Raw genomic sequence first — 23,185 nt, 5'->3', positions numbered from 1 at the left:
TGCTGGGAGAATGATTCAACGACTGTGTAGAACATTTTTCTGCCTCGCGATGGTGAGCAGCAGTAGCTTTACCGGGGAATCCCTCTCGGCTGCGCAATCGACGCCTGTCGGTCCAGATCCAGCTGCACGAATCTTTCCGGCACCGGCTCTACGATTGAGCCTCGAAGAGGCGATCGGGCTCTTTTTACGTCAGAACCTTGATCTGCTGATCGCGAAATACGGGATCGAGTTCAGCAAGGGGCAGCAGATTACCGCCCGATTGTTTCCGAACCCGGTTGCCTCTATGGGGCTGGTCAGTTCCCCGGTCCAGGGACGCACACTGGGTAGCAGCGGACAGATCACTTCTCAAATTCAGCAGCTGTTCGAATTGGCGGGCAAACGGGGTTATCGGATCGAAAGCGCCGACTTCGGACTTCACTCTGCCGAGGCCGCCTTCGAAGACGCAGTTCGGCAACTCAGCTTCGCCCTCAAGGACGCCTACTACCGCGTTCAATTAGCGCGGAGACGGCTGGCTTTGGCAGAAGAAAATCGGGACCGGTTTTCGCGGATTCTCGATGTCAATACGGTTCGATTCAAGAAAGGTTATATTGCCGAGGTCGACTTGATCCGTATCCGGCTACAGTTTATCGATTTTCACTCGCAAGTGATTCAAGCCATTCAAGAAGCGCAGTCGGCCCGATCGGATCTTCGGCAATTGTTGCGAGTATCCCCGGCGAGTGAGATGGAACTCACAACCGGACTGAACTACAAACGGTGGGATCCCGACATCGCCAAGCTCCGTGCCGTGGCCATCGACGCGCGCCCCGACGTTCGTACAAAGCGAATGACGCTCTCACAGCGCGCGGCCGAACTGAAGCTCGCCAAAGCGTACCGGATTCCCGATGTGACCGTCGGGGCTGGCTATGGCACCCAAGGCTCGCAAGGACCCGACAACCCTAATCAGATGGCTTTCAGTCTGGGTGTGCCGCTGCCGTTGTTCAATCGCAATCAAGGCGGTATCATGCAGGCGGAAGCTGCGGTGCAGGTTGCGGGGGCGGACCTCGACAAGACGCTGAATCAAGTCGAGAATCAAGTGGATGTCGCCTACCGCAACTTGATCGAAAGTCGTCGATTGGTCGAAGCGTTCCTGGAAGGGGTGCTTGATGATGCGCGGTCGGCGATTGCGATCGTGGAGCGGGCCTATGAACGCGGTGGAGTCACTCTGCTTGATTTGCTCGATGCGGCGAGGACATCGAGGACGATTCAGCAAAACTATATTGAAGCCTTGTTCACTTACCAACGGAATGTGATTCAACTGGAGAGTGCCGTCGGACAGGACATCGCATCATGAGGCGGCCGACAAGGATCGGGTTGAGGTCTCATATTCACAGATGAAAGCCCTGCTGGTGTATTCCTGCACGTGTTTCCCCAAATTGTCCTTAGCCCTCGCCTTGACCGTGATCCTCCTATTTCTTTCCACATGCGGTCAAAGCGATCAGCCTCCAAGGCTCGATGCGGCAACACACCAGCCTATCAAGAACGAGACTCTGTCGCATGTCGAGACGATGATCGTCGAGCTTGGTCCATCTCGGCAAGGCTTAACCCTCTCGGGTAAGATCGCCTATGGCGAGGACCGGTACTCCCGGATTTCCTCCCCGTTACAGGGGCGGGTTGTGGAAGTGCGAGCCCGTCTGGGGGGGAGGGTAAAAGCCGGGGATATTTTACTCATCGTGGATAGTCCGGATATCGCGCAGGCTTACTCGGAATATGTCAAAGAGGACTCTGAATTGCAGTATGCGACGAGGGCATATGAGTTGGCCAAGGATCTCTACGAGGACAAGGCGCTTTCCCTGAAAGATTTGAAACTGGCCGAAAATGAATTGATCAAAGCCAGAGCGGAGTTTCGCCGTGCAAAAGAACGGTTGCTTTCGCTCAGGATTGCGCCGGAAGAGCTGCGCAAACCTCTAGATAAACAGCAGATCACATCTCGATTTGAGCTGAAGAGTCCGTTGACCGGGGTCGTCGTCGAACGTACCGTTACGCCTGGTCAGTCGGTGACCGGGGATGCCGACCATGTGCTGTTCACTATCGCCGATCTCGACGTGCTGGAGGTTGTGGCCGATGTCTACGAGCGAGACCTCGCGCTTGTACGGGAAGGCCAGTCGGCTGTCGTGAAAGTTGAAGCGTACCCTGATGCTGATTTTCCGGCCAACGTCATAGCGGTGGGAGACGTGGTCGATCCTGTGACCAGAACGATCAAGGTTCGAGCTCTCGTCAAAAATGTGACGCACGAACTGAAACCGGAAATGTTTGCTCGGCTGCAACTCGACGTCAGTGGCACCGGACCATTTCTCACGGTGCCACGTGAAGCGGTACTGGAAATCGACGGCAAGCAGTTTGTCTATGTAGTTGAAGAAGGAAACCGGTACGTAAAGCGGGAAGTGAGGACCGCGAATATCTCGCCGAATCAGACTCGTGTCCTCGAAGGGTTGACGCAGGGAGAGCGGATCGTGACGAAGGGCGCCGTCTTGATCAAAGGGGAACAGGTCAAGGGTACATAATCGCCGAGTTTGTCCTGCCTCCGCAGCGCCGCCGCCTACGATGAATTCATGATCGTTAGAATCGTCGAGATCTCACTGGTACAGCGGTTCTTGGTCTGCACGTTCGGGGTTCTGCTCTTATTCGGTGGTCTCTACGCATTTCATCTTCTCGACATTGTGGCCTATCCTGATCCTTCCCCTCCAATGGTGGAGTTGATCACCCAACTTCCAGGATATTCAGCCGAGGAGGTTGAGCGGCAAATTACCATCCCCATCGAAGTCGCCTTGAGCGGGACCCCCGGACTCACCGATATCCGGTCGCTCTCGATTTTCGGTCTCAGCGATGTCAAGGTGTACTTCGACTTCGACACTGAGCTCTTTCAAGACCGCCAGGAAGTGTTGAATCGGCTTAACTCCGTTCAACTGCCTCAAGGTGTGCAACCCGTACTGTCTCCCTGGTGGACCATTGCCGAGATCTATCGGTATGAGTTGACCGGCCAGGACCAGAGTGTGACCGATCTCAAAACCACTCAGGACTGGCAGGTCCGGCGGGCGTTCAAACGTGTGCCGGGTGTCATCGACGTGACGACATTCGGCGGCACCACGAAAGAATATCATGTCGATATCGACCCGGGAAAACTGATCAGCTACGGCGTCAATCTTTCGCAAATCATGGCCGCCTTGGCGAACAGCAACGCCAATGTCGGGGGCAACTATTTGACGATCGGTGCGCAGAGCTACAACATTAGAGGGCTGGGCCTCATCAATGATCTCGATGACATTGAAAACGTGATGGTGGCTGAAAAGGATGGAACGCCGATCTTCGTCAAGACCTTGGGAACGGTGACCGTAGGGCATCGCGTGCGCCTCGGAAAAGTGGGGATCGATGATCGAGATGACGTGGTGGAAGGCGTTGTGCTCCAGCAACGTGGCTATAAGGCCTTAACGGTCCTCGATAAAGTACGGGCCAAGGTTGAGGAGTTAAATGGGTTGAAACTGCCCTCCGGGGTCAAGATCAAGACGTTCTACGATCGAACAGTGTTGATCAACACGACCGTGAAGACGGTCACAGACATTCTTATCAGCGGCATGGTGCTCGTGTTCATGCTCTTGATCGTATTTCTCGGCGACCTCCGTGCGGCGTTGATCGTCGCGCTGACCATCCCGCTCTCGCTGCTGTTTACCTTCACGATGATGGTGTTCGTCGGACAGTCAGCCAATTTGATATCTTTGGGAGCGATCGACTTCGGGATCATCGTGGATGCAACGTTGGTGATGGTCGAAAGCATCTTCTTCCAGTTGGCGCATCGGGAGGCACAGGGGCTCACGACTCACCACCATATCATCCGGGCCGCTCGCCAGGTCGGAAGGCCTATCGTCTTTTCCACGGCGATCATCGTGGTGGCTTTTGTGCCGCTCTTTACGATGACCGGAGTGCCTGGAAAGATCTTCGCACCCATGTCCATGACGTATGGGTTTGCTCTGTGTGGTGCGCTCTTGATCGCGTTTACGCTCGCGCCCGTGCTCTGTTCATTCCTCCTGCGGTCGCCGATCAGAGAAACCGATACGGTCGTGGTCGGAGCCCTACGCAAGGCCAATGCCAGGATTGTCGTATGGGCGTTAGAACATAGGATCATGGTGGTTGGGTTTGCGACCGGCTTGGTGCTGCTCGCGTTTATTGCGTTGCAATCGCTGGGTGGTGAATTCATGCCGGCCCTGGAGGAAGGAAATCTATGGGTTCGAGCCACGATGCCGGTGGATATTTCTTTCGATCAGGCCGATCGATTGACGAACGACATCCGTCGCATGTTCAAGGACTCGCCCGAGGTGGAAACGGTCGTTTCACAGCTGGGACGGCCGGATGATGGGACGGACCCTACCAGCTTTTTTAATGGGGAATTCTTGGCGAATCTTAAACCCGAATCGGAATGGCGTCGAGGATTGAGCAAAGATGATCTTATCGAAGAAATCGAGCATCGGCTGAAAACCATTCCCGGTGTTATTTTCAATTTTTCTCAGGTCATCGAAGATAACGTGGAAGAGGCCATGTCCGGTGTGAAGGGCGAGAACTCGATCAAACTATTCGGGTCCGATCTCAAAATCATGGATGCGAGCGCCGTCGAGATCGAAGCGGTGATGAAAACGGTTTTCGGCGTGAAGGACTTGGGCATCTTCCGGTTGATCGGTCAACCGAATGTGCTGATTCAAGTCGATCGCGAAGCGAGCGCCCGTTATGGGTTGCGGGTCTCCGATGTCAATGCGGTCGTTCAGGCCGCCGTCGGTGGTCAAGCGGTAACCCAAGTGTATGAAGGAGAGAAGCTGTTCGATCTGGTCGTCAGGTTTCTTCCGGAGTATCGTCGGGATATCGATTCCATCGGCAATATTCTGGTGAGCACGCCGGATGGGGCACGCATTCCGCTCAAACAGCTGGCGGCCATCACCATGCAGACCGGAGCCTTCATCATCTACCGCGAAAACAACCACCGGTATATCCCGATCAAGTTCAGTGTGCGCGACCGCGATCTTCAGAGTACGATTGAAGAAGCTCAGGAGAAGTTGGCGCAGCACGTCACCCTATCAGAGGGCTACCACATGGAATGGGCCGGGCAGTACGATCAACTCAAGGAGGAGCAGAAACGGCTGACCACAATCGTTCCCGTGAGCCTCGTCATCATGCTGTTCCTGCTCTATACGACATTTGACTCAGTAAAAAATGCGTTGCTGGTGTTGGCGGCTGTTCCCTTCGCGTTGGTGGGTGGTGTTCTGTCGTTGGTGATCACGCATACCCATTTCAGTATTTCGGCCGCGGTGGGGATGATTTCGACGTTGGGAGTCGCGATATTGGGCGGTGTGTTGTTGATCTCACGCATTGAAGAGTTCAGAAGGACCGGGCTCGACTTGCGGCAGGCCGTGTTACGCGGTGTCGATGTACAGATGCGCCCGATTCTGATGGCCACCTTGGGCGCGGCGATCGGACTCCTACCCGCCTCCCTCGCGACCGGGATCGGTGCTCAGGCGCAACAGCCGTTGGCCCGTGTGGTGGTCGGTGGGATGCTGACGGCGGCATTCTTAATTCTCGTGGTATTGCCGGTTCTCTACGAGATCTTGCACAAACGGGATGTGCGTGAAGAAATTGAATAGAGCCGTCAAGAATTTCCTAGCAGGATGAAAGGAGGCGCCCACATCGTGAACCATTCTTTCTTCACTCAGGATCTGGGTTATCCTGGCGATCGCACTGGCTGGTGGAACGGCACCGCATTCCGGATGGGCCGGTCCGTCCCCGGTATGGCCGGTCCAAGTGCCGTATGAGACACCGCCCACGAATCAGGATATTCCTGATGTCTCAATTCCTCCAAATAAGAATCCGCTGAGCCCCGAAGAGCTCAAGCGGGCTGAAGCCTTGCTGCCGTTGCTTGAGGGCAAGCAGGAATTCTGGGCGATGGGAGAGTTCGTGCATCTAGGAGAGCCGTCTGTTCCGGTTCTCGTGAAGGCCTTGACCATGCCGAGCCCACGCATTCGATACAATGCGATCGAAACGTTACTGATGATGAAAGGAGTTGCGGGGGTGCCAGCACTCGTCGCTACAGCCAAGGAGCCGAGCGAAATCTCCCGTGTGCGGGAACACGCCCTCCGGGTCGCCATTCGTCTGGATCCGTCGAAGGCACCCGAGGCGATCGAAGTGATGGCAAAAGATCCAAATCCGTCCGTCAGAAAGGCAGCGGCATTCGAGGCACGATATGTTCGACAGAAGGCCGTCATCCCCATCTTGATTCCCATGGTGAGCGACGACGAACGCTTCGTGGCGCTGTCGGCGCTGCAATCGCTCTGGATCTTGACCCGCCACGAGACCGAATTCCATGATTGGGATACCTCGACCAAGCAGGATCGGGCGGTGTGGTCGAACGAATGGGTTGAGTGGTGGGACGCCAACAAAGACGTTTTTGAGATTCCAGAGCCGCGGCGCCCGAAACGGAGCTTGTAGCGACAAACAGGGGAGGTTGCGGGCCGGAAGACTCCTATGTTACGAATATCCCGTCATGAAACTGAAGACAGGAACGATGCTGAAAATCGCCAAGCTGGGGAATCCTATCCTTCGCAAGATCGCCGCTCCGGTGGACCCGAGGGAGATCAAGTCCTCCGAACTGCAACGATTGATCGACGACATGTTTGAAACGATGTACGATGAGCCGGGCATTGGATTGGCTGCGCCCCAGGTTTCGCACTCGATTCAATTGGTCGTGATGGGGTGCCAGGGCGAGGGCGGATTCCCTGAGACCGTGCTCATTAATCCGTCGATCGTCTACTACGGGCCTGAACAGGTGGAAACTTGGGAAGGATGTTTGAGTGTCGACGGCTTGCGAGGGAAAGTCACGAGGCCTTCCCTGGTGCGGGTCAAAGGTCTGGATCGAAAGGGAAAACACCTGGATTTCGAGGCGACAGAATTGTACGCGGTCTGTATTCAGCACGAACTCGACCACTTGATCGGCAAAGTGTTTCTTGATCGCATGACCGATCTGTCCACCCTCACTCAGCTGCACGAGTTCTCACAGTATTGGAAAAAAGAGCCTACGAAGGTCATCTGACACCTGCCCGGCCGAGCCGACCGTGAAAGCGCTTCTTCGCGTCTTACAATACCTTCGTCCCCATCGCGCCCTTGCAATTGCGACACTGGTCTGCGCCGCTGGTGCGACGGCGATGGAGCTGGTGCCTCCCTGGGTCATCAAGATCATCATCGACGATGTGATTCAGGCGAAGCAGGCGTCATTGCTGCCATGGGCGATCGGGCTTCTGGTGAGCGCCTATGTGCTCAAAAATCTGTTTGCCTCCCTCAGAATCCGGCTGAATAATCAACTTGAGCAGACGGTGGTCCACGATCTTCGCCGGCATGTCTTCTCCGCCCTCCAACGATTGTCCATCAGCTATTTTGAGGATCGATCGACGGGGGAAATCATGTCCCGGGTGACCAACGACACGGAGCATGTCGAGCGGATCTTTATCGATGGATTGGAAGGCATGTTGACGGCGTCGCTCACCCTGATCGGGATCACGGGGCTTTTATTCATGCTCAACTGGAAACTGGCAGCGTTCTCGCTTCTGCCGATTCCATTGCTTGCCTTGTCCGCGAGTTGGTTTACCTCAAAAGTACACGGATATTATCGAGAGACCAGGCAGAGCGCCGCTGAGTTGAATGGCTACTTACAGGATGCTTTGTCCGGTATTAGAGAGACGATGGGATTCGGCCGTCAGGGACATGAACAAGCGAGGTTCGACCGGCTGAGCCAAGCCTATAGCGACAAGAACCTTCAAGCGATGGTGTTGTGGTCGGTATATTCGCCGGGAATGATTCTGGTGGCCGCCTTTGGAACCGTCTTGATCCTCTGGTACGGTGCAGGGGAGGTCATGGAAGGCCGTCTCACGCTCGGCGAGTTGGTGTTGTTTCTGTCCTACTTGGCGATGTTCTACGTGCCTATCAATCAGATTCATTCGGTCAATCATATGTTGCAACATGCGTTGGCGGCGAGTGAGCGGGTGTTTGAGGTGCTGGATACGGTTCCGGAAGTCGCCGATCGGCCTCATGCAATCGCTCCGGTCCATCGTGCCCATGGAGCAGTTCATTTCGATCAGGTGCGGTTCCATTATCGAGCCGATGTTCCGGTGCTGAAAGGATTCTCTGCGACTGTACCGGCAGGAGAACGTGTGGCACTGGTCGGGATGAGTGGGGCGGGGAAGAGCACAGTCCTGAAGCTGTTGATGCGATTTTACGACGTCACCGACGGAGCGATCTTCATCGATGGGAAGGATATCCGCGATCTGCCGATTGCCTACCTGCGGCAACAAATCGGATTCGTACAACAGGAGCCGTTCTTGTTCAACGGAACGGTGAAGGACAATCTGCTGTACGGTGATTTGAATGCGGACCAAGATCGGGTGGAAGCGGCGGCCCGTGCCGCGCGGGCACATGAATTTATCACGGCGCTTCCGGAGGGATACGATACGTGGATCGGTGAGCGGGGTGTCAAGCTGTCGGTCGGACAAAAGCAGCGAGTGTCAATCGCACGAACGTTGTTGAAAGATCCGCCCATCGTCATTTTTGATGAAGCCACGTCGAACATCGACACCGAGACCGAGGTGAAGATCCGCGAAGCATTGGCCGAACTCACAATGGGTAGGACCACATTCATCATCGCCCATCGATTATCAACGCTTCATGACGTGGACCGGATCTTGGTGCTCGATAAAGGTCGTTTAGTGGAGGAAGGCCGACATGACGAACTGCTCAGCCGAGGAGGAGTCTATGCGAGTCTCTATGAAGCTCAGTTCCAAGTGTAATGGAAGAGACATTCGTTGATTTCAACTTCAGCACGTGTTGCCTTGGGGAGTTGCGGGTCCGAAGAAAAGCTCGGTATACTCTTTGGAGCGAACTATTGGATATGGTTGGTTGATGGTGCTGGTGTACGAGAGTGATCCGCTGGACGACGAACATGCGCGAGGACGCTTCTACCACGTCTGCAGAGGGCAAATCGATCGTACTCCCTTGAATGTTCCAGAACCGGATCGGCCGTATGAATGTCGACAGTGCGGAATCGATCTCGAGGCCGAAGATTTCTTTGTAGCCCTTCAAAAAGGATCGGTGTAGCGAATGGGAAGCGGTGGAAGGAAAACAGTGGCAGTCTCTCGTGGCCTCATTATGCTGTGCGACACCTGCCATGAGCATGTGGTGGCTGAGAAACTAACGGATGCCAAGAACTTTGTGGCCGATTTTGAAGCCCTTTTCGACACCATGTGCCTTGGTTGCACCGACATCAATCGACCCCTCATCGACGACATGGCCGGCAGCGGCGAATAAACTCGATATCAGTCACTCCTTATCGGTGGACGTGATGCGGGGTTCGGAATAGTTGATCTTCTAGGTCCACCTCGTTGAAAACGACGCGTTATTTCCGAGCAACCAGGACCAGGCCGGATAGAAAACTCATTAGGAACGAATGGATCGAGTTTGTTGTGAGTCATCCGGAAAAGGAGTACATACAGGCTGATGGCCGAATCAGGCGATGGGCCAGAATTGCCGAAAGGGACAACCGGTATCTGCGAGTCATCTTGCTGCGCGATGGGGAGACCGTTCACAATGCATTTTTTGATAGAAGGTATGCGCCATGAAAATCAGTTATTTTCAAGATACCGACACATTGTATATTGAATTCCGTGCCGGTGACATCGCCGAATCTAAAGATCTGGACGAAAATACCATTCTTGATGTGGATACGAAAGGTAATGTCTGCGCAATTACTTTTGAGCATGCAAGCCAGCGCACGGACGTCAATCATTTGATCGTTGAAGGCATCGCGGCCTAGTCCTGACCGTCGGGCATCGTAGTGGTGTGTAGGAATCTTGACGGGAAAGCGGCTAAGGCATCGCCCTACCGTTATTTGCACTCCTTTCCATCAAAGTACATACAAGTCGATTCGCCTGATTTGACCTTCCAGGTTTTGATCAGCGGACGTTTATCATCTCCCCGCATCTCAACGACGAAATCCACAAGGCCGGAAATGGGAAGTTTTTCCATGTGCGGCTTGGCGGCTTCAGGCACTTCGATATAAAACACACTGGCACTCGTCGAGATGAGAATCTGATTCTGCTCCTTGTCGATGTAAATCACGGGGCTGTAAAAACTGCGATCCTCGGCGAGGACCGTCATTGGTATGAGAGCAATCCCGAACAGAGCGAGGGAAAAGCCAAAGCTGAATAGTCGTCGTCGAACATGCATGTGCACTGTTCCTCTTTCAGTCCGTAAAGGAACATTAGTACATTCTGGCGGCGATGTGAACCGTAAAATTTAGTCTAGCGGATGAGCACGTCGACGGGAGCAACGCGACCGGATTTGATCCAGTAGGTCTTCACGTCCGGTTCAAAAGTCATGAGCGAGACCAGGAGATAGGCGGGAAGGGGCAAGTTGATCTTCGGCCAGATCTCTTCATAGTCAGTGGCGATTTTGATGTCGGTGACCGAGGGACGGGCTGGATCGTGAGGGTGCGAGTGATAGACCACTTGAAGTTCGAGACCTTGGTTACGCATGTCCTTCTTGGCGGTTGAGAAATCCTGCATGTCCATGACAAAGGCGATTTCCGCTCGTTCAGCCGGCGAGAGCCGCTCGAGATGCGCAGCCTTTGCCGAATCAAACGAAGAGAGATTCTGCGCACCCTCCATCGCGACGATATTCTTGATCCGATAGAGACGGCTGACCACTCCATTGGTTCCAGCCAGGAGCCCACAACATTCGTACGGAGTGAGTTCCTTGGCATGGACGATGATCTCATCGAGAATCTGTCGAGGGATGATGAGGTCGGCCACGTTAAATCGTGCAAGTGACCGTGTAGTCACTGCTCAGATCTTTGATGGTGGGATTGGAGCCGCACAGAGGGCAAGCTGGATCCTTGGGCCGGCCCACCTTTCGGAACTTCATCTCGAGCGCATCGTAGATCAATAGCTTATCAGCGATCGTCTCTCCGATGCCGAGGATTTCTTTGATCGCTTCTGACGCCTGGAGAATTCCCATCGTGCCGGCTAGGACGCCAAGCACACCGGCCTCTTGACAATTTGGGACTAACCCGGCCGGCGGGGGCTCAGGATAGAGACAGCGGTAGCAGGGATAGCCTTGGTGCGGTTTGATCGTCGTCAGTTGTCCCTCGAACCGAAACATGCTGGCGGAGATCAATGTTTTCTTGGCAAAGAAACAGGCGTCATTGACCAGGAAACGTGTCGTAAAGTTGTCCGAGCCATCGAGCACGATATCGTACTGCGAGACGAGGGAGAGGATATTTTCTGCGTCGACCAGCTGATGATACGTCTTGATGGTGATATCAGGGTTAATGGCCGACAAGGTTTTCCGGCCTGACTCGACCTTCGGCTGGCCGAGCGTTGCGGTCGAGTGCATGATCTGTCGTTGCAAATTCGAGAGGTCAACGACATCCCCATCGACTAAGCCGATTGTCCCAATACCGGCGGCAGCGAGGTACAGCCCGGCTGGAGAGCCTAGTCCACCTGCGCCGATCAATAGTATTTTGGCCTTGTTCAACTTCAGCTGGCCTTTTCCTCCGACATCCTGAAGGATGATGTGCCGGCTGTATCGTTCGATTTGTTGTTCGGTCAGTTCCATGACTTAAACGTTATTCGTGAATCGCAAACGTGTCTATTACTCGATCAACGGTTCACGGTTAATGTTCACGTTCCTACTCCACCACGTTCAATTCAATCGGATCGACGACACAGCCTTTGGCTCGCAGCCCAGCGACGGCCCGTTCAATTTCCCCGGTATCACCGGAAAGCTCCACATCCGCCCAGGCTGTGGTGTCGCGAACATCGGCCCGCCGGACATCGGTCACGACGTTATACTCGCGCCCGATCTGATAGATAATCGGCTCTCTGATCTTGTCTTCAGGAAAACGAATATGGAAACGCAGATGTGACATGACTATCCTCCCGCAATCGCCGGAACGATGGAAACTTCATCGCCATCCTTGAGGGACGTGTCTTTCCCCTTGAGGAAACGAATGTCCTCCTCGTTGACGTAGATGTTCACGAAGCGACGGAGTTCTCCTGTTTCATCGCACAGACGATCTTTGATGCCGGGATGTGTGTTGTTCAACGCCTCGATCATCTCGACCACGCTGTCGGCGTTGGTCTCGACCTCGCCCTGGCCCTTGGTCAGGGGACGAAGCGGAGTCGGAATACGAACTTTAATCATGCGGCACCGCCATTCTTTCCCATCTTAAAGGTCTTTTCGAAGTCCACCAGGCTAGGCTGAATACGTACTGGGCGGCCGACGGAATCGATCACGGCTTCCTGTGTCTTCAATCCATTGCCGGTGACATAGGCCACCGTCACCTCATCCTTTTTGATCACCCCTTGCTTGACGAGCTTCTTGAGCACACCGATCGTGACGCCTCCGGCTGTTTCCGCGAAGATGCCCTCGGTTTGGGCCAGGAGCTGAATGCCTTCCACGACTTCCTCATCCGTCACCATATCCATGGATCCATGACTCTCGGCAGTGGCTTTGAGTGCATAGTAGCCATCGGCGGGGTTGCCGATGGCCAGGGATTTGGCGATTGTCTGTGGTTTCACAGGCTTGAAGAAGTCGCGGCCCGCCTTGAATGCTGTAGAGATCGGTGAGCAGCCTTCTGCTTGGGCGCCGTTGATCTTGGTGCCAACGCGATCGATGAGGCCCAAGGCCTTCATCTCATGCAGACCTTTCCAAATCTTGGTCAAAAGAGAACCCGATGCCATTGGAATGACGACCTGATCGGGCGTTTTCCATCCCAGTTGTTCTACCGTCTCAAAGGCAAGGGTCTTTGAGCCTTCTGCGTAATAAGGACGAATGTTGATATTCACGAATGCCCATCCATGTTCACCGGCGATCTCGCTGCAGAGCCGGTTGACATCGTCATAGTTTCCTTCTATCTCGACGACGTGCGGCTTATAAATCAGATTGCCGAGCACCTTCGCGGCCTCAAGGTCGCCGGGGATGAACACGTAACAGTGTAAATTGGCGGATGCGGCATGGGCGGCGACCGAGTTCGCCAAATTGCCGGTCGATGCGCAAGCCACTGTTTCAAAACCGAGCTCGCGCGCGCGCGTGAGGGCCACGGCGACGACACGGTCCTTAAACGACAGGGTTGGATGGTTCACCGTGTCGTTTTTGATGTAGAGCTCGTCAAGCCCGAGATAGGCGCCGAGATTTTTGGCGCGTACGAGCGGGGTGAATCCGGCATGTGGACCCACGAAGTTCGTCCCTTCGACCGGCAGCAGGTCGAGGTAGCGCCACATGCTGCGCGGACCATCCTCGATCTTTTTACGAGAAATGGTCTTCTTGATCTCGTCGTAGTTGTACTTCACCTCAAGGGGACCGAAGCACATTTCGCAGACGTGGATCGCCTTCGTCGGGTATTCCTTGCCGCACTCGCGGCAAACCAGCGCTTTCATTTTGTTCATCGTCGCACCACCTTATCAAACGCTATGCAGATGGACGTATGTCGCATCCGGCATAGGGGTCCCCATCGTCGAACAACTCGGTAATCGTCGGATGGTCCCCGCAGAGCGCACAATTCGGATTTCGTCGGACCTTGATTTCCCGGAATTGAGTTTTGCGCGCATCGAAGTCGAGCAGACGGTCCGTCAGCGGCCTCCCGATCCCGAGGACAAGCTTTAATGCCTCCGTCGCCTGAATCGTTCCGACAATGCCCGCCAGGACCCCGATAACTCCGGCCTCCTGGCAGGAAGCAACGAAACCAGGCGGCGGAGGCGTTTTGAATACACAACGATAGCAGGCTGACTTCTTGGGGATGATCGTTGTCACGCGTCCATCGAATCGCAGAATGCCGCCATGGACCAGCGGCTTCCCCGCGAAGAAACAGGCGTCGTTGATCAGAAACTTCGCCGTGAAATTATCGACACCGTCGATCACGACATCATAGTCGCCGAAGATCTTGAGGGCGTTTCCCGCCGTGAGCCGTTCTTCGTACATCGACACGGAGACGTCGGGGTTCAACGCCTGGATCTTTTCCTTGCCTGAGAGGACCTTCGGGCGGCCCACGTCTGGAGTATGGTGAAGAATTTGACGTTGGAGGTTAGTCAGATCCACCACATCACTGTCGATCAAACCAATCGTGCCGACTCCTGCTGCAGACAAATATAGTGCGGCAGGGGAGCCGAGACCACCGGCACCGACGAGAAGAATCCGGGATTTGGCGATTTTCTTCTGCCCTTTGCCGCCGACCTCAGGGAGCAGAATATGCCGGCTGTAACGATTTATTTGTTCTTCAGTGAATTCCATTTAATCAGTGGTGTCAAGAACGCTCAAAATGGGTTTCCAACGAGGCCGCAGGCAAAAGAAAACCGGAGGCGTACCCTCTGGGGTACGTTGAGGATTTTTTTGAGCCGAGAACAAAGTTGGAAGCCATTTTCAGCGTTCTTATATGTTGAAGTATTTCTCAATGCTGATGTAACGCTCACCTGTGTCGCACAGGATCGTGACGACATTCTTGCCGGGTCCCAGTTCATCGGCGATCTTTTGAGCAGCGAACACATTGGCGCCGGCGGAAATGCCCACCAGCAGGCCCTCTTTCTTCGAGAGTTGTTTCGCCGTCTGATAGGCCTCGTCATCCGTCACGGTGATCACGCGGTCGAGAATTTTTCGGTTGAGGACTTTGGGAATAAAGCCCGCGCCGATCCCTTGAATCTTATGAGGCCCTGGATCGCCGCCGGACAAGACCGGTGAGGTCGCCGGTTCGACGGCGATCACTTTGATGTGCGGGTTCTTTTCCTTGAAGACTTCACCGCATCCTGTGATGGTCCCGCCGGTTCCAACAGCCGCCACAAACGCATCGATGTTCCCTCTGAGCGCGTCCCAAATTTCCGGTGCCGTCGTCATTCGGTGCATGGCGGGGTTGGCGGCATTCGAGAATTGATCCGGCATGAAGTACGACGGATTTTGGGCCAAGATGCTTTCCGCCTCCTTGATGGACCCTTTCATACCTTCCCAGGCCGGTGTCAACACCAGCTGTGCGCCATATGAGGACAGTAAACTGGCCCGTTCCATGCTCATGCTTTCCGGCATGACGAGGATGAGTTTGTACCCACGCACTGCTGCGACCAAGGCCAGTCCGATACCGGTGTTTCCACTGGTCGGCTCAACGATAGTTCCACCCGGCTTGAGCATCCCCTGACGTTCTGCCTCGTTGATCATATTGAGGCAGATCCGATCCTTGACGCTGCCGCCGGGGTTGAAAAACTCAACTTTTCCGTAAATCGTCGCCGAGCCAGGTTTTGAAAGACGGTTCAAGCGAACAAGCGGAGTCTTGCCGATCAGCTCGGTGATATCGTTATGCAGCGCCGTACTCACCGGCCTCCTCCCATATAAAAGAGGAACTCTACATGATCACCTTCCTTGAGGTGAGTCGTGGCAAGATGGTCACGATCCAGCACCTTGTCGTTGACCTCGACGGCGACCATCTGCGGCTCGATGTTCTTTGTCTTCAGCAAATCGAGGACGGTTCCGCCGTGAATCTCTTCCGGCTTTCCATTGATCTTGACCAGCACAGATTCTCCCAAGTTGGCTTAGAGATTAAAGAATTTTGAACCTAGCAAAGGCATGCTCTGCTTGTCAAGGCGACCGTGTGGGCTGTTAGAGTCATGACCTGAAGATTTGGATTCATTCCGTCCCGCATGCAGGGGTGGATCTTGCCACATGGCAGGGCGAGGCTTGACGGAGTTCGTAGATCTGCGGAGAATGTGCCGCGCTGGTTCCGGTTCCTCCTGGAGATCGTGGGAGATGAAGGATCGATGATGCCAAACCCATGTCCTTCATCGAGGGCCGTCCGGTGTCCGCAGCCCGCTGGATGGGATGTGAACCCATGCAGGGGTGGGTGTTCTGCTGATCCGCATAAGAACCCGTGATAAATGGGCCACGAGTCGCAACTCATTGAAACAGCAACGGTTATTGAGAATTGTTTACGAACTGTCGTGGCGTGTTAGACGGACGGAAATTGACAGACCCGGCTTTTATGCGGATCGGTCTAAACATTGTTAGCCGGATGAAGTGAGCCGCAGGAGGTGAAAAGACAGTGACTCTCCCTCAGGTATTTGTTGCATCTTCCTCCGAAGGACTGGATACCGTTCGCGCGGTCCAGAAGTTATTGCAGCGAGCCCTGAACGGAGTGGCGGAGGTCAGGCCATGGCCGGAGGCGTTTCAGCTGACGAAGGTGTACATCGAGTCGCTGGAGCGGTTGCTGGATACGTCAGACTTTGCCGTCATGGTCCTCACGCCGGATGACCGGACCACGAGCCGGGAGGCCGAGACAGCGTCGCCGCGCGACAATGTGGTGTTTGAACTCGGATTGTTTTTTGGACGATTGGGTCGCGAGCGCTGTTTTCTGATCAAGCGGCGGGATCTTAATTTGAAGCTTCCGAGTGATCTGCTCGGTATCGAGCCCGCTAACTTCTCGATGTTGCCGGGTCAGCATCTCGACACCGCGCTCGACCCCGCGTGTGCCCGGATCGGAAAGGCGATCCATGATGCAACGATTGCGCTTCCCAGTCGCCCCAGAATCGGTGACGCAGGACGTGCCGCTCAAGCGGCCATGCGAAGGCTCGCTGACCGCATCACTGGTACGTGGTGGGAGCGGATTCTGTTGAAGGGAGAGGCGCCAGCCCTGAGTTTTCTCACGATCGAGATGGACGACGTCCACAGCTCTGTGCGACTCGGTGGCAAAGCCTACGGCCCCGACGGTGCCCACGTGGCGAACTGGAGGAGTGCAGCAACACGTCTCGACGGTAAGAAGATTGTTTATGTCAGAGAATGCCAGCGCCTCGATGCCAAGACGACTGCGTGGCTCCCGGGTTTGGGAGAAGTCGCCTTCGAGGATTCCACCAATGTTATTGAGCAAGGAGACGGCAAATTTTGGGAATCTGATGAATCCCGCCCAGAAGAAACAGTCATAAAACTTGTGCAACTTCGGCGCAACCTTGACGACAGTCACGCGTTGACGATGGGGAAGGGAAGCGAGGTAGAAAAAAGGCGTCTCGTTCGAGAGATGCTCGACGGCTGGTAATGGAGAAAAGCCAGTGACCGGCTAACAAGCCGCTGAAGCTAACCGTCGGAAAGCGGAGCTTGCGATACCCTCGTCGCTATCATGGTTAGGGGGTCAGGTCTTACAATATCACACGACCTCTGGTATGGTTGCCAGCTATGGCACGACCGCTCCGCCTTGAATATCCCGGTGCCGTCTACCATGTCACGAGTCGCGGGAATGCCCGGCAGGACATCGTGCTCGATGATCGAGACCGCACGCTCTTCCTCGACAGGCTGGGCCACGTCATCGATCGCTTCGGCTGGCGCTGTCACGCCTACTGTCTGATGGACAACCATTATCATCTGCTGATCGAAACCCCGCAGCCGAATCTTTCACGAGGCATGCGGCAGCTGAATGGCACATACACGCAGGCGATGAACCGTCGGCATCACCGGGTGGGGCACCTGTTCCAAGGACGGTTCACGGCGATTGTGGTGGAGAAGGAGGCGCATCTCCTCGAACTGTGTCGCTACGTCGTCCTGAACCCGGTCCGGGCCAAGATGGTCGCCCATCCGCGCCTCTGGACCTGGAGTAGTTATCTGGTGACAGCAGGGGAGCGCACCGGGCCACACTGGCTGTCGACCACCTGGATTCTTGGGCAATTTGGCACGCGGCAGCAGGAGGCGCACCTGCGCTATCGGCAGTTTGTGGCAGAAGGACGAGAAGGGCCACGGCCCTGGGAGCAACTGCGTGGACAGATCTATCTCGGCTCTGAGGTGTTCATTGCGCAACATCAGCCGGATCGAGTATTGCGAGAAATTTCGCGGCGGCAGACGCAGGCACAACGGCCCACGCTGACACATCTGTTTCGGCGTCAAGGGAAAGAGGCCGAGCTGATCGCGGCGGCCTATCGAGAGCACGGCTATCGACTGCGAGAGATTGCGGAGCACCTGGGGGTCCATTATGTTACGGTGAGTCGGCGTCTCAAGCAGGCGGAACGTGGCAGAGTGTGAATGTAAGACCTGACCCTATCATTTCCTGCTATCATTTCCCGCTGAGCTCCAACGTTAGGCCCGAACGTGATAAGGGGTTTGACCATGACGGAGGTATGACGTATCGTCATACTCGGAGGAGAGACATGGCACGATCAAAAATCGCGATATCCCTCGATGAGTCCATCTTGGAACGCCTCGATACCCTCGTGGAAAAAGCCGCCTTTCCCAGTCGGAGTCAAGCCATTCAAGAGGCGGTGGAGGAAAAACTCGCCCGACTGGACCGAGGCCGCTTGGCCAGGGAGTGCGCGAAGCTCGACCCCGTCTTCGAAAGGACGCTTGCCGAGGAAGGCCTGTCTGAGGATGCTTCGGCATGGCCCGAATACTGAGGGGTGAGGTTCGTTGGGCGGATCTCAACCCGGTCCGCGGCAAGGAACAAGCAGGGCGGCGCCCCGTGCTGGTCCTCAGCCACGACGTGTTCAATGAACGCTCTGGTACGGTGATCGCAATCGCGCTCACGAGCCAACCGCAACGAGCGGGCTTCCCTCTCACGCTTGCCCTGCAGTCGAAGCGCCTTCCAAAGAAATCATGGGTCAAGATCAGCCAGATTCGCACCTTGGCGGTTGAACGGATCGGGCAGCGACTCGGCAAAGTGAATCTTGAGGAACTGGCTCAGGTCATCGAAGGTCTGAATGAAATCATCAGCGCCTAACCAGACGCCCAGCGGACGCTCGTTCCTCGCGCCGCTGATGCTGAGCGTTAGAGCGTACCAACTAGAGCGATTACCGCAAAAAAATGCGCAATGCTACTTGTGTGTTTTGGGTGGCAGTGGCGTCGGTATCTAGAAAAAGTAGGGTTATGCCTATCCGGTTAACTCCCTTAGCGCCAACCGAATGGAAGGCCATGAGTCATGAACCCCAATGGAGTGTGGGATTACACAGGACGCTGGAGTCAACCGGATAAGCATAGGTAGAGTTCATCGAACAATTTCAGTGACCGTCAAGCCAATCATGAAGTTGGTCGCTCATCTCAGTGGTGCGAGAGGTCTCCCAACCATGGCCCGTTCTCCTTCGCCTCAAGAAGATGGCGGGCCGTTCTTGACCGTACACTTTCGCCAAACATGGGCTCGATTGCCCGGTAGGTAGCTGTTGACTTTGCCCTCGCTCGCCGCCACTATGCCGCCTGCAAGGATGGTAGGAGCCTGTCCGACATTGCCGTTCGTGACGAGGCGAAGGAGATGCGGCCAGATGCGAGGCCGAGGACGACGCAGAGGACTGCAGATCGTTCGTCGCAGTAGAAAGGTCAATGTCAGATAGGCTCCAAAGATGTGGAAAAAGAACTTCCTCTTTCGTGCTGCTGAATCGACACCGTTGACCGAGTCCGAGAACGAGCTGTTCCATGATACGGAACCGGCGCTGGACAGTGCTGGCCTGGTTCTGGACAAGTTTCTCTCGGTGTGGGTGCAAGGCGAAGGATCGGAAGAGAAGCCGTCCGCTTTTACGAATATGTATGTCCGAACTGCAATGCTGGATGTGAGGAAGCAGGTGAGCCTGCTCCAGCCGCTTCAAGGACGCGCTCATCAGATCAAGCAACTGCTCACACAGGAGCAGAAAGAGTTTCTCCGACAATGGCTTCAGGCGCATGCACCCCAGGCCTGGGAATCATCCGAGGACCACTTTCGCGACCTCTTCGAACTGGAATGATCCGGCCTTCACCGTTTCAATTACCCACGCAACTCCACCGACGGATCGTCACCTGGCTGCTTACCGCAGTTCTGCTTGGGCAAGGCTTGGAGGTCTCAGCTGCATCGGTAGAAGTCTGGTACGGCCCAGAGGATAGGCCGCTCGAACATCTCGTACGGATGTATGATCGTGCCCAACGATACATCTTTGTCGCGGTATACGGGTTAACGTCGCCGCTCACGGTGAAGGCGCTGGTCGAAGCGAAACGACGTGGTGTGGATGTGCGCATCGTGACGGATCGCGAACGCCTTGAGGATGTGAAGCAGCAGACGGCCCTGTCAACGTTGCGCGAAGCCGGGATTCCGATCAAGATCAATCGGCATGATGCTCTCATGCATTTGAAACAGGTGGTGATCGACGACGAGATCAATAGCAACGGGTCCATGAATCAGACGACCAGTGGGAACCGCTACAATGATGAGCGGCTGGATATCATCAGAGACCATGCGATTGCCGTCAAATCGCGTGAAAAGTTCCTTTCGCTCTGGAACGATCACGAGCGATTCCAGGAGTGGAAAAAGTAGGAATGTTGCGGGTAAGGTGGCAACGCATCGTCATGGCTGAGGCACGCTGAGGAACAATGGTCGAAGAAACCGACATCGCCATAGTGGGAGCGGGTGGAGGAGGGGCCGTGCTGGCACTTGCATTGGCCCAGAAGGGGATCAAGACCATCGTCTTCGAGCAGGCACCAGGACCACCGCAGGGATTGCGCGGCGAGATCCTACAGCCGAACGGACAACACGTGCTTGATCGCTTGGGGCTTCTGGGTCGATTGCCGGTCGAGTCCACCAGGACGGTGCACAAGTTTCATTTTTGCCTGGTCGGTGGCGAGCGGCTGTGCACGGTGGACTACAGCGAACTCCCTCCACCGTACAATCAAGCCGTGGTCACACTGCCGAATGTGGCGCACCATGCCATTCTGAACGCGATCGAACGTGAATCCTCCGCCTCATTGCGGTATCGATCGTCATTCACCGGTCTGCTTCGAGAGAAGGGGCGAGTCATTGGGTTGACCGCGAAGCAAGGTGAAGACAGCGTGACCGTGAAGGCGAAGGTAGTCATTGGAGCAGATGGAGCATTTTCAAAGGTTCGAGAGGCCTTGCAGATCCCGGCCGATCTTCATCTCTACCCACAGGGCTATTTGATCGCCATGTTGGAAGCAGCGCTTCCCATGGACGAAGCGAAGTATTTTGTCGGTAAGCGAACGATCCTCGGGATGTTTCCCGCTGCCGGAAACAAGGTCTATGTTTTTTACATGATCAAGGCCGGTTCATATGATCGTGTGAAAGAGCAAGGCATCGCTGCACTACAAGAATCCTGGATCGCGATCGATCCTGCCGATGGGGCCATCTTCCGTACATTGACCGACTGGAATCAAACCGCCTTCATGCCGACCGGGCGTGTTCGGACTCCAACCTGGGTGGTCGACGGCGCAGTGCTGATCGGGGATGCGGCGCATGCGATGAATCCTCATGCGTCGCAGGGGCGCATGCAGGCGATGGTGGATGCCATGACGCTGGCCGATCTCTTGCCTGAATGTCTGGCGGCGAACGACTTCTCCGCTGCAAGGCTCAAGAGATACGAAGGTTCGCGACGGCCTCAGGTCACGATGCTGCAACAGTTGGCTGATGAACAGGTGCTGTTCTGGAACACGGCGAATCCGATCATCGCCTTTCTCCGGGACCGCGTCTTCCGCACGCTGGACGGCAATGCACGGCTCCGGTATCGTGTCCTATCGACGACAGCCGGACTCCGCAAGGAGCCTCCGTTTGGCTTGATGGATCGACTGATGGCAGCCGGATTGTTACCGGATCCTTCAGCCCGAGATGTGGCGGCGAGAGGCATTCGGTAATCCCATGCAGTCGGTCGACTGGGCGATAGATGGATTGCCTGAGGAGACACAAAAAACATTAAAGTCGTACGTGAAGGATGTCACGAAAGTCTATGGAAATGAGCTGGAGGGAGTCATTCTGTATGGCAGTGCCGTGCGGGGAGAATTTTTGCCTGGCCGCTCCAATCTTAATCTACTATTGGTGATGGCATCCTATGACCTCTCGGTGCTGAAAAAGTATGACAGCATTCACAACCGCTGGAGTAAGGAGCAAGTGGTTGTCCCCTTGTTCTTGACGGCGGCCGATCTCCAATCCGCTTCGTTCGCCTTTCCTCTGGAATACCAAGACATCCTCGAATGTCATCGGCTGCTGTGGGGGCAAGATCCCTTCGTCGGCCTCAAGATCGATGCTCGGTACTTGGCTATAGAAGTTCTACAAGCGTTGCGAGGGAATCTGCTCCGTCTTCGCCAGCGACTCGTGGAAGGACGAAGTACAGAAGAGGCCATGACCATCCTCTTGTCGCTCTCCATCACCGCGCTCCTGCCGGCGCTTCGCGGTCTGCAACGATTGTTGGATCGCCCCGTGCTGGCTCATGGGGATCAGCTGCTGAACGATCTCGAATCTCATCTGGAGATCGACCTTGCCGGGCCTCGCGATGCGCTCTTGCTCAAACGTGGGCGCATCTCTCCGGGGCAGAAGGAAATCCCAAGGCTCATGGACCGATACCTTGAAAGCATGACGAAACTCGTGACTGCCGCCGAAATGCGGATCATCCGATGAAGGCTCGAGCAGAGAGACTCACCATAGGAATTGCCTTCTTCAGCCTGATACTCGTACTGTGGACTGCCGGCATACAAGCATCGCTCTATGAGAGGCCAAAAGAACGTATACCGCTTCCCAGTCCGATTGGGTATGTCAGCGATCATGCACAAGTGGTGGAGCAACAGTGGAAGGACCGCATCAGATCCGTCTGCATCGATCTTGAAAAGAAAAGCGGCGTAGAGATGGTGATTGTGACGGTCCCCAGCATCAAACCGTACCCATCGGCCAAACACTATGCAGACGCGCTGTATGAAAAATGGCAAATCGGTTCGACGCAACAGGAACATGGGTTGATGGTCTTAGTGGCAGTGCAGGAACGGCAAGCCGCGATGGCGTTGGGGCGCAAAATGTTTCCGGTCATCACGCCCACTGTCAGGAGCGAGGTCAGTCGCGACTATCTTCAGCCTGCGATCGAACAAGGACATTTCGGAGAAGGGTTGTATCGAACGGCGGTCGCCTTGGCGACACCGGCGCAAGAAGTGAGGCTTGATACACCCTTACGACCTCGAATCAAGGGACTCGGAATCTGGATTACGCTTGGCACGACCATCGCCGTCGTGTCGTTTTTTTGGTGGCTCAGCCGTCCCGATCTACGACACCCCTATCGACGCATCCAGAAAGGTGAATACTGGGGAACCGGCCAAGGAGGTTTCGGCGGCAACTGGGGTGGCTTTGGCGGCGGCACGAGTGGGGAGGGGTGGAGATAGAATGGGA

26 protein-coding genes are annotated in these 23,185 nt (G+C 55.2%); 17 read left to right on the top strand and 9 right to left on the bottom strand.

Annotation, left to right across the window (positions count from 1 at the left end; all coding sequences use genetic code 11):
* Positions 1-10: 10 nt before the first annotated feature.
* The 8 genes from P0119_05890 (at position 11) to P0119_05855 (ending at position 9,871) form a co-directional block, all read left to right on the top strand.
* Positions 11-1,330, top strand: a complete 1,320-nt coding sequence (locus P0119_05890; GenBank protein ID MDF0665593.1) for a TolC family protein — start codon at positions 11-13, stop codon at positions 1,328-1,330.
* Positions 1,331-1,370: 40 nt separating this feature from the next.
* Positions 1,371-2,540: an efflux RND transporter periplasmic adaptor subunit gene (locus P0119_05885; GenBank protein ID MDF0665592.1), complete on the top strand. Its 1,170-nt coding sequence runs from the start codon at positions 1,371-1,373 to the stop codon at positions 2,538-2,540.
* A 48-nt stretch (positions 2,541-2,588) separates the two neighbouring features.
* A complete protein-coding gene (locus P0119_05880) occupies positions 2,589-5,660 on the top strand; it encodes a CusA/CzcA family heavy metal efflux RND transporter (GenBank protein ID MDF0665591.1) in 3,072 nt (1,023 codons plus the stop codon).
* A 157-nt stretch (positions 5,661-5,817) separates the two neighbouring features.
* Positions 5,818-6,501: a HEAT repeat domain-containing protein gene (locus P0119_05875; GenBank protein ID MDF0665590.1), complete on the top strand. Its 684-nt coding sequence runs from the start codon at positions 5,818-5,820 to the stop codon at positions 6,499-6,501.
* A 55-nt stretch (positions 6,502-6,556) separates the two neighbouring features.
* A complete protein-coding gene (gene def / locus P0119_05870; GenBank protein MDF0665589.1) occupies positions 6,557-7,102 on the top strand; it encodes a peptide deformylase in 546 nt (181 codons plus the stop codon).
* A gap of 22 nt (positions 7,103-7,124) precedes the next feature.
* On the top strand, positions 7,125-8,849 hold the full coding sequence (locus P0119_05865) for an ABC transporter ATP-binding protein (GenBank protein MDF0665588.1): 1,725 nt from the start codon (positions 7,125-7,127) through the stop codon (positions 8,847-8,849).
* 334 nt (positions 8,850-9,183) lie between these two features.
* A complete protein-coding gene (locus P0119_05860) occupies positions 9,184-9,366 on the top strand; it encodes a hypothetical protein (protein ID MDF0665587.1) in 183 nt (60 codons plus the stop codon).
* A 307-nt stretch (positions 9,367-9,673) separates the two neighbouring features.
* Positions 9,674-9,871 carry a DUF2283 domain-containing protein gene (locus P0119_05855; GenBank protein ID MDF0665586.1) on the top strand — a complete coding sequence of 66 codons (198 nt, stop codon included), beginning with the start codon at positions 9,674-9,676 and terminating at the stop codon, positions 9,869-9,871.
* A 71-nt stretch (positions 9,872-9,942) separates the two neighbouring features.
* Here the strand turns inward: P0119_05855 and P0119_05850 are convergent, their stop codons facing one another.
* The 9 genes from P0119_05850 to thiS form a co-directional block, all read right to left on the bottom strand.
* The gene (locus P0119_05850) at positions 9,943-10,284 is read right to left on the bottom strand and encodes a hypothetical protein (GenBank protein ID MDF0665585.1); all 342 of its coding nucleotides are present in this window, start codon (positions 10,282-10,284) and stop codon (positions 9,943-9,945) included.
* Positions 10,285-10,358: 74 nt separating this feature from the next.
* The gene (locus P0119_05845) at positions 10,359-10,868 is read right to left on the bottom strand and encodes a M67 family metallopeptidase (protein ID MDF0665584.1); all 510 of its coding nucleotides are present in this window, start codon (positions 10,866-10,868) and stop codon (positions 10,359-10,361) included.
* 1 nt (position 10,869) lies between these two features.
* Complete coding sequence (gene moeB, locus P0119_05840) at positions 10,870-11,673, bottom strand: molybdopterin-synthase adenylyltransferase MoeB (protein MDF0665583.1); 804 nt, start codon at positions 11,671-11,673, stop codon at positions 10,870-10,872.
* A 73-nt stretch (positions 11,674-11,746) separates the two neighbouring features.
* Positions 11,747-11,986, bottom strand: coding sequence for an NIL domain-containing protein (locus P0119_05835; protein ID MDF0665582.1), 240 nt, complete (start codon positions 11,984-11,986; stop codon positions 11,747-11,749).
* Positions 11,987-11,988: 2 nt separating this feature from the next.
* Positions 11,989-12,261, bottom strand: coding sequence for a MoaD/ThiS family protein (locus P0119_05830; protein ID MDF0665581.1), 273 nt, complete (start codon positions 12,259-12,261; stop codon positions 11,989-11,991).
* On the bottom strand, positions 12,258-13,505 hold the full coding sequence (gene thrC / locus P0119_05825) for a threonine synthase (protein ID MDF0665580.1): 1,248 nt from the start codon (positions 13,503-13,505) through the stop codon (positions 12,258-12,260). The genes P0119_05830 and thrC overlap by 4 nt, the downstream gene beginning before the upstream one ends.
* Positions 13,506-13,527: 22 nt before the next feature.
* Positions 13,528-14,346: a molybdopterin-synthase adenylyltransferase MoeB gene (gene moeB / locus P0119_05820; GenBank protein ID MDF0665579.1), complete on the bottom strand. Its 819-nt coding sequence runs from the start codon at positions 14,344-14,346 to the stop codon at positions 13,528-13,530.
* A gap of 138 nt (positions 14,347-14,484) precedes the next feature.
* Positions 14,485-15,414, bottom strand: a complete 930-nt coding sequence (gene cysK / locus P0119_05815; GenBank protein MDF0665578.1) for a cysteine synthase A — start codon at positions 15,412-15,414, stop codon at positions 14,485-14,487.
* On the bottom strand, positions 15,411-15,611 hold the full coding sequence (gene thiS / locus P0119_05810; protein MDF0665577.1) for a sulfur carrier protein ThiS: 201 nt from the start codon (positions 15,609-15,611) through the stop codon (positions 15,411-15,413). Before thiS ends, cysK begins: the two co-directional genes overlap by 4 nt.
* Before the next feature lie 524 nt (positions 15,612-16,135).
* Between thiS and P0119_05805 the strand changes: the two genes are divergently transcribed.
* The 9 genes from P0119_05805 (at position 16,136) to P0119_05765 (ending at position 23,178) form a co-directional block, all read left to right on the top strand.
* On the top strand, positions 16,136-17,122 hold the full coding sequence (locus P0119_05805) for a nucleotide-binding protein (protein ID MDF0665576.1): 987 nt from the start codon (positions 16,136-16,138) through the stop codon (positions 17,120-17,122).
* A 137-nt stretch (positions 17,123-17,259) separates the two neighbouring features.
* Entirely contained in the window at positions 17,260-18,096 is an 837-nt protein-coding gene (locus P0119_05800; GenBank protein MDF0665575.1) for a transposase, read from the top strand.
* A 125-nt stretch (positions 18,097-18,221) separates the two neighbouring features.
* Positions 18,222-18,464 carry a ribbon-helix-helix domain-containing protein gene (locus P0119_05795; protein ID MDF0665574.1) on the top strand — a complete coding sequence of 81 codons (243 nt, stop codon included), beginning with the start codon at positions 18,222-18,224 and terminating at the stop codon, positions 18,462-18,464.
* Positions 18,449-18,787: a type II toxin-antitoxin system PemK/MazF family toxin gene (locus tag P0119_05790; GenBank protein MDF0665573.1), complete on the top strand. Its 339-nt coding sequence runs from the start codon at positions 18,449-18,451 to the stop codon at positions 18,785-18,787. The genes P0119_05795 and P0119_05790 overlap by 16 nt, the downstream gene beginning before the upstream one ends.
* A 613-nt stretch (positions 18,788-19,400) precedes the next feature.
* The gene (locus P0119_05785; GenBank protein ID MDF0665572.1) at positions 19,401-19,778 is read left to right on the top strand and encodes a hypothetical protein; all 378 of its coding nucleotides are present in this window, start codon (positions 19,401-19,403) and stop codon (positions 19,776-19,778) included.
* Entirely contained in the window at positions 19,775-20,341 is a 567-nt protein-coding gene (locus tag P0119_05780) for a phospholipase D-like domain-containing protein (GenBank protein MDF0665571.1), read from the top strand. Before P0119_05785 ends, P0119_05780 begins: the two co-directional genes overlap by 4 nt.
* A 56-nt stretch (positions 20,342-20,397) precedes the next feature.
* Complete coding sequence (locus tag P0119_05775) at positions 20,398-21,669, top strand: FAD-dependent monooxygenase (GenBank protein MDF0665570.1); 1,272 nt, start codon at positions 20,398-20,400, stop codon at positions 21,667-21,669.
* A 4-nt stretch (positions 21,670-21,673) separates the two neighbouring features.
* Positions 21,674-22,429, top strand: coding sequence for a hypothetical protein (locus P0119_05770; protein MDF0665569.1), 756 nt, complete (start codon positions 21,674-21,676; stop codon positions 22,427-22,429).
* Positions 22,426-23,178, top strand: coding sequence for a TPM domain-containing protein (locus P0119_05765; protein MDF0665568.1), 753 nt, complete (start codon positions 22,426-22,428; stop codon positions 23,176-23,178). Before P0119_05770 ends, P0119_05765 begins: the two co-directional genes overlap by 4 nt.
* Positions 23,179-23,185: the final 7 nt, after the last annotated feature.

The organism is Nitrospira sp., assembly GCA_029194665.1.
In the GTDB taxonomy this organism is placed as follows: domain Bacteria; phylum Nitrospirota; class Nitrospiria; order Nitrospirales; family Nitrospiraceae; genus Nitrospira_D.
This window is presented reverse-complemented; position numbering and strand designations above follow the sequence as displayed.

Excerpts from the sequence above, each read along its gene's own strand:
- P0119_05775 (MDF0665570.1), top strand. The coding sequence starts at position 20,398 with ATGGTCGAAGAAACCGACATCGCCATAGTGGGAGCGGGTGGAGGAGGG.
- def (MDF0665589.1), top strand. The coding sequence starts at position 6,557 with ATGAAACTGAAGACAGGAACGATGCTGAAAATCGCCAAGCTGGGGAAT.
- P0119_05770 (MDF0665569.1), top strand. The coding sequence starts at position 21,674 with ATGCAGTCGGTCGACTGGGCGATAGATGGATTGCCTGAGGAGACACAA.
- P0119_05830 (MDF0665581.1), bottom strand. The coding sequence starts at position 12,261 with ATGATTAAAGTTCGTATTCCGACTCCGCTTCGTCCCCTGACCAAGGGC.
- moeB (MDF0665579.1), bottom strand. The coding sequence starts at position 14,346 with ATGGAATTCACTGAAGAACAAATAAATCGTTACAGCCGGCATATTCTG.
- P0119_05800 (MDF0665575.1), top strand. The coding sequence starts at position 17,260 with ATGGCACGACCGCTCCGCCTTGAATATCCCGGTGCCGTCTACCATGTC.
- P0119_05795 (MDF0665574.1), top strand. The coding sequence starts at position 18,222 with ATGGCACGATCAAAAATCGCGATATCCCTCGATGAGTCCATCTTGGAA.
- P0119_05780 (MDF0665571.1), top strand. The coding sequence starts at position 19,775 with ATGATCCGGCCTTCACCGTTTCAATTACCCACGCAACTCCACCGACGG.
- P0119_05880 (MDF0665591.1), top strand. The coding sequence starts at position 2,589 with ATGATCGTTAGAATCGTCGAGATCTCACTGGTACAGCGGTTCTTGGTC.
- thrC (MDF0665580.1), bottom strand. The coding sequence starts at position 13,505 with ATGAACAAAATGAAAGCGCTGGTTTGCCGCGAGTGCGGCAAGGAATAC.
- P0119_05790 (MDF0665573.1), top strand. The coding sequence starts at position 18,449 with ATGGCCCGAATACTGAGGGGTGAGGTTCGTTGGGCGGATCTCAACCCG.
- P0119_05765 (MDF0665568.1), top strand. The coding sequence starts at position 22,426 with ATGAAGGCTCGAGCAGAGAGACTCACCATAGGAATTGCCTTCTTCAGC.
- P0119_05835 (MDF0665582.1), bottom strand. The coding sequence starts at position 11,986 with ATGTCACATCTGCGTTTCCATATTCGTTTTCCTGAAGACAAGATCAGA.
- P0119_05850 (MDF0665585.1), bottom strand. The coding sequence starts at position 10,284 with ATGCATGTTCGACGACGACTATTCAGCTTTGGCTTTTCCCTCGCTCTG.
- P0119_05885 (MDF0665592.1), top strand. The coding sequence starts at position 1,371 with ATGAAAGCCCTGCTGGTGTATTCCTGCACGTGTTTCCCCAAATTGTCC.
- P0119_05890 (MDF0665593.1), top strand. The coding sequence starts at position 11 with ATGATTCAACGACTGTGTAGAACATTTTTCTGCCTCGCGATGGTGAGC.
- P0119_05855 (MDF0665586.1), top strand. The coding sequence starts at position 9,674 with ATGAAAATCAGTTATTTTCAAGATACCGACACATTGTATATTGAATTC.
- P0119_05785 (MDF0665572.1), top strand. The coding sequence starts at position 19,401 with ATGTGGAAAAAGAACTTCCTCTTTCGTGCTGCTGAATCGACACCGTTG.
- moeB (MDF0665583.1), bottom strand. The coding sequence starts at position 11,673 with ATGGAACTGACCGAACAACAAATCGAACGATACAGCCGGCACATCATC.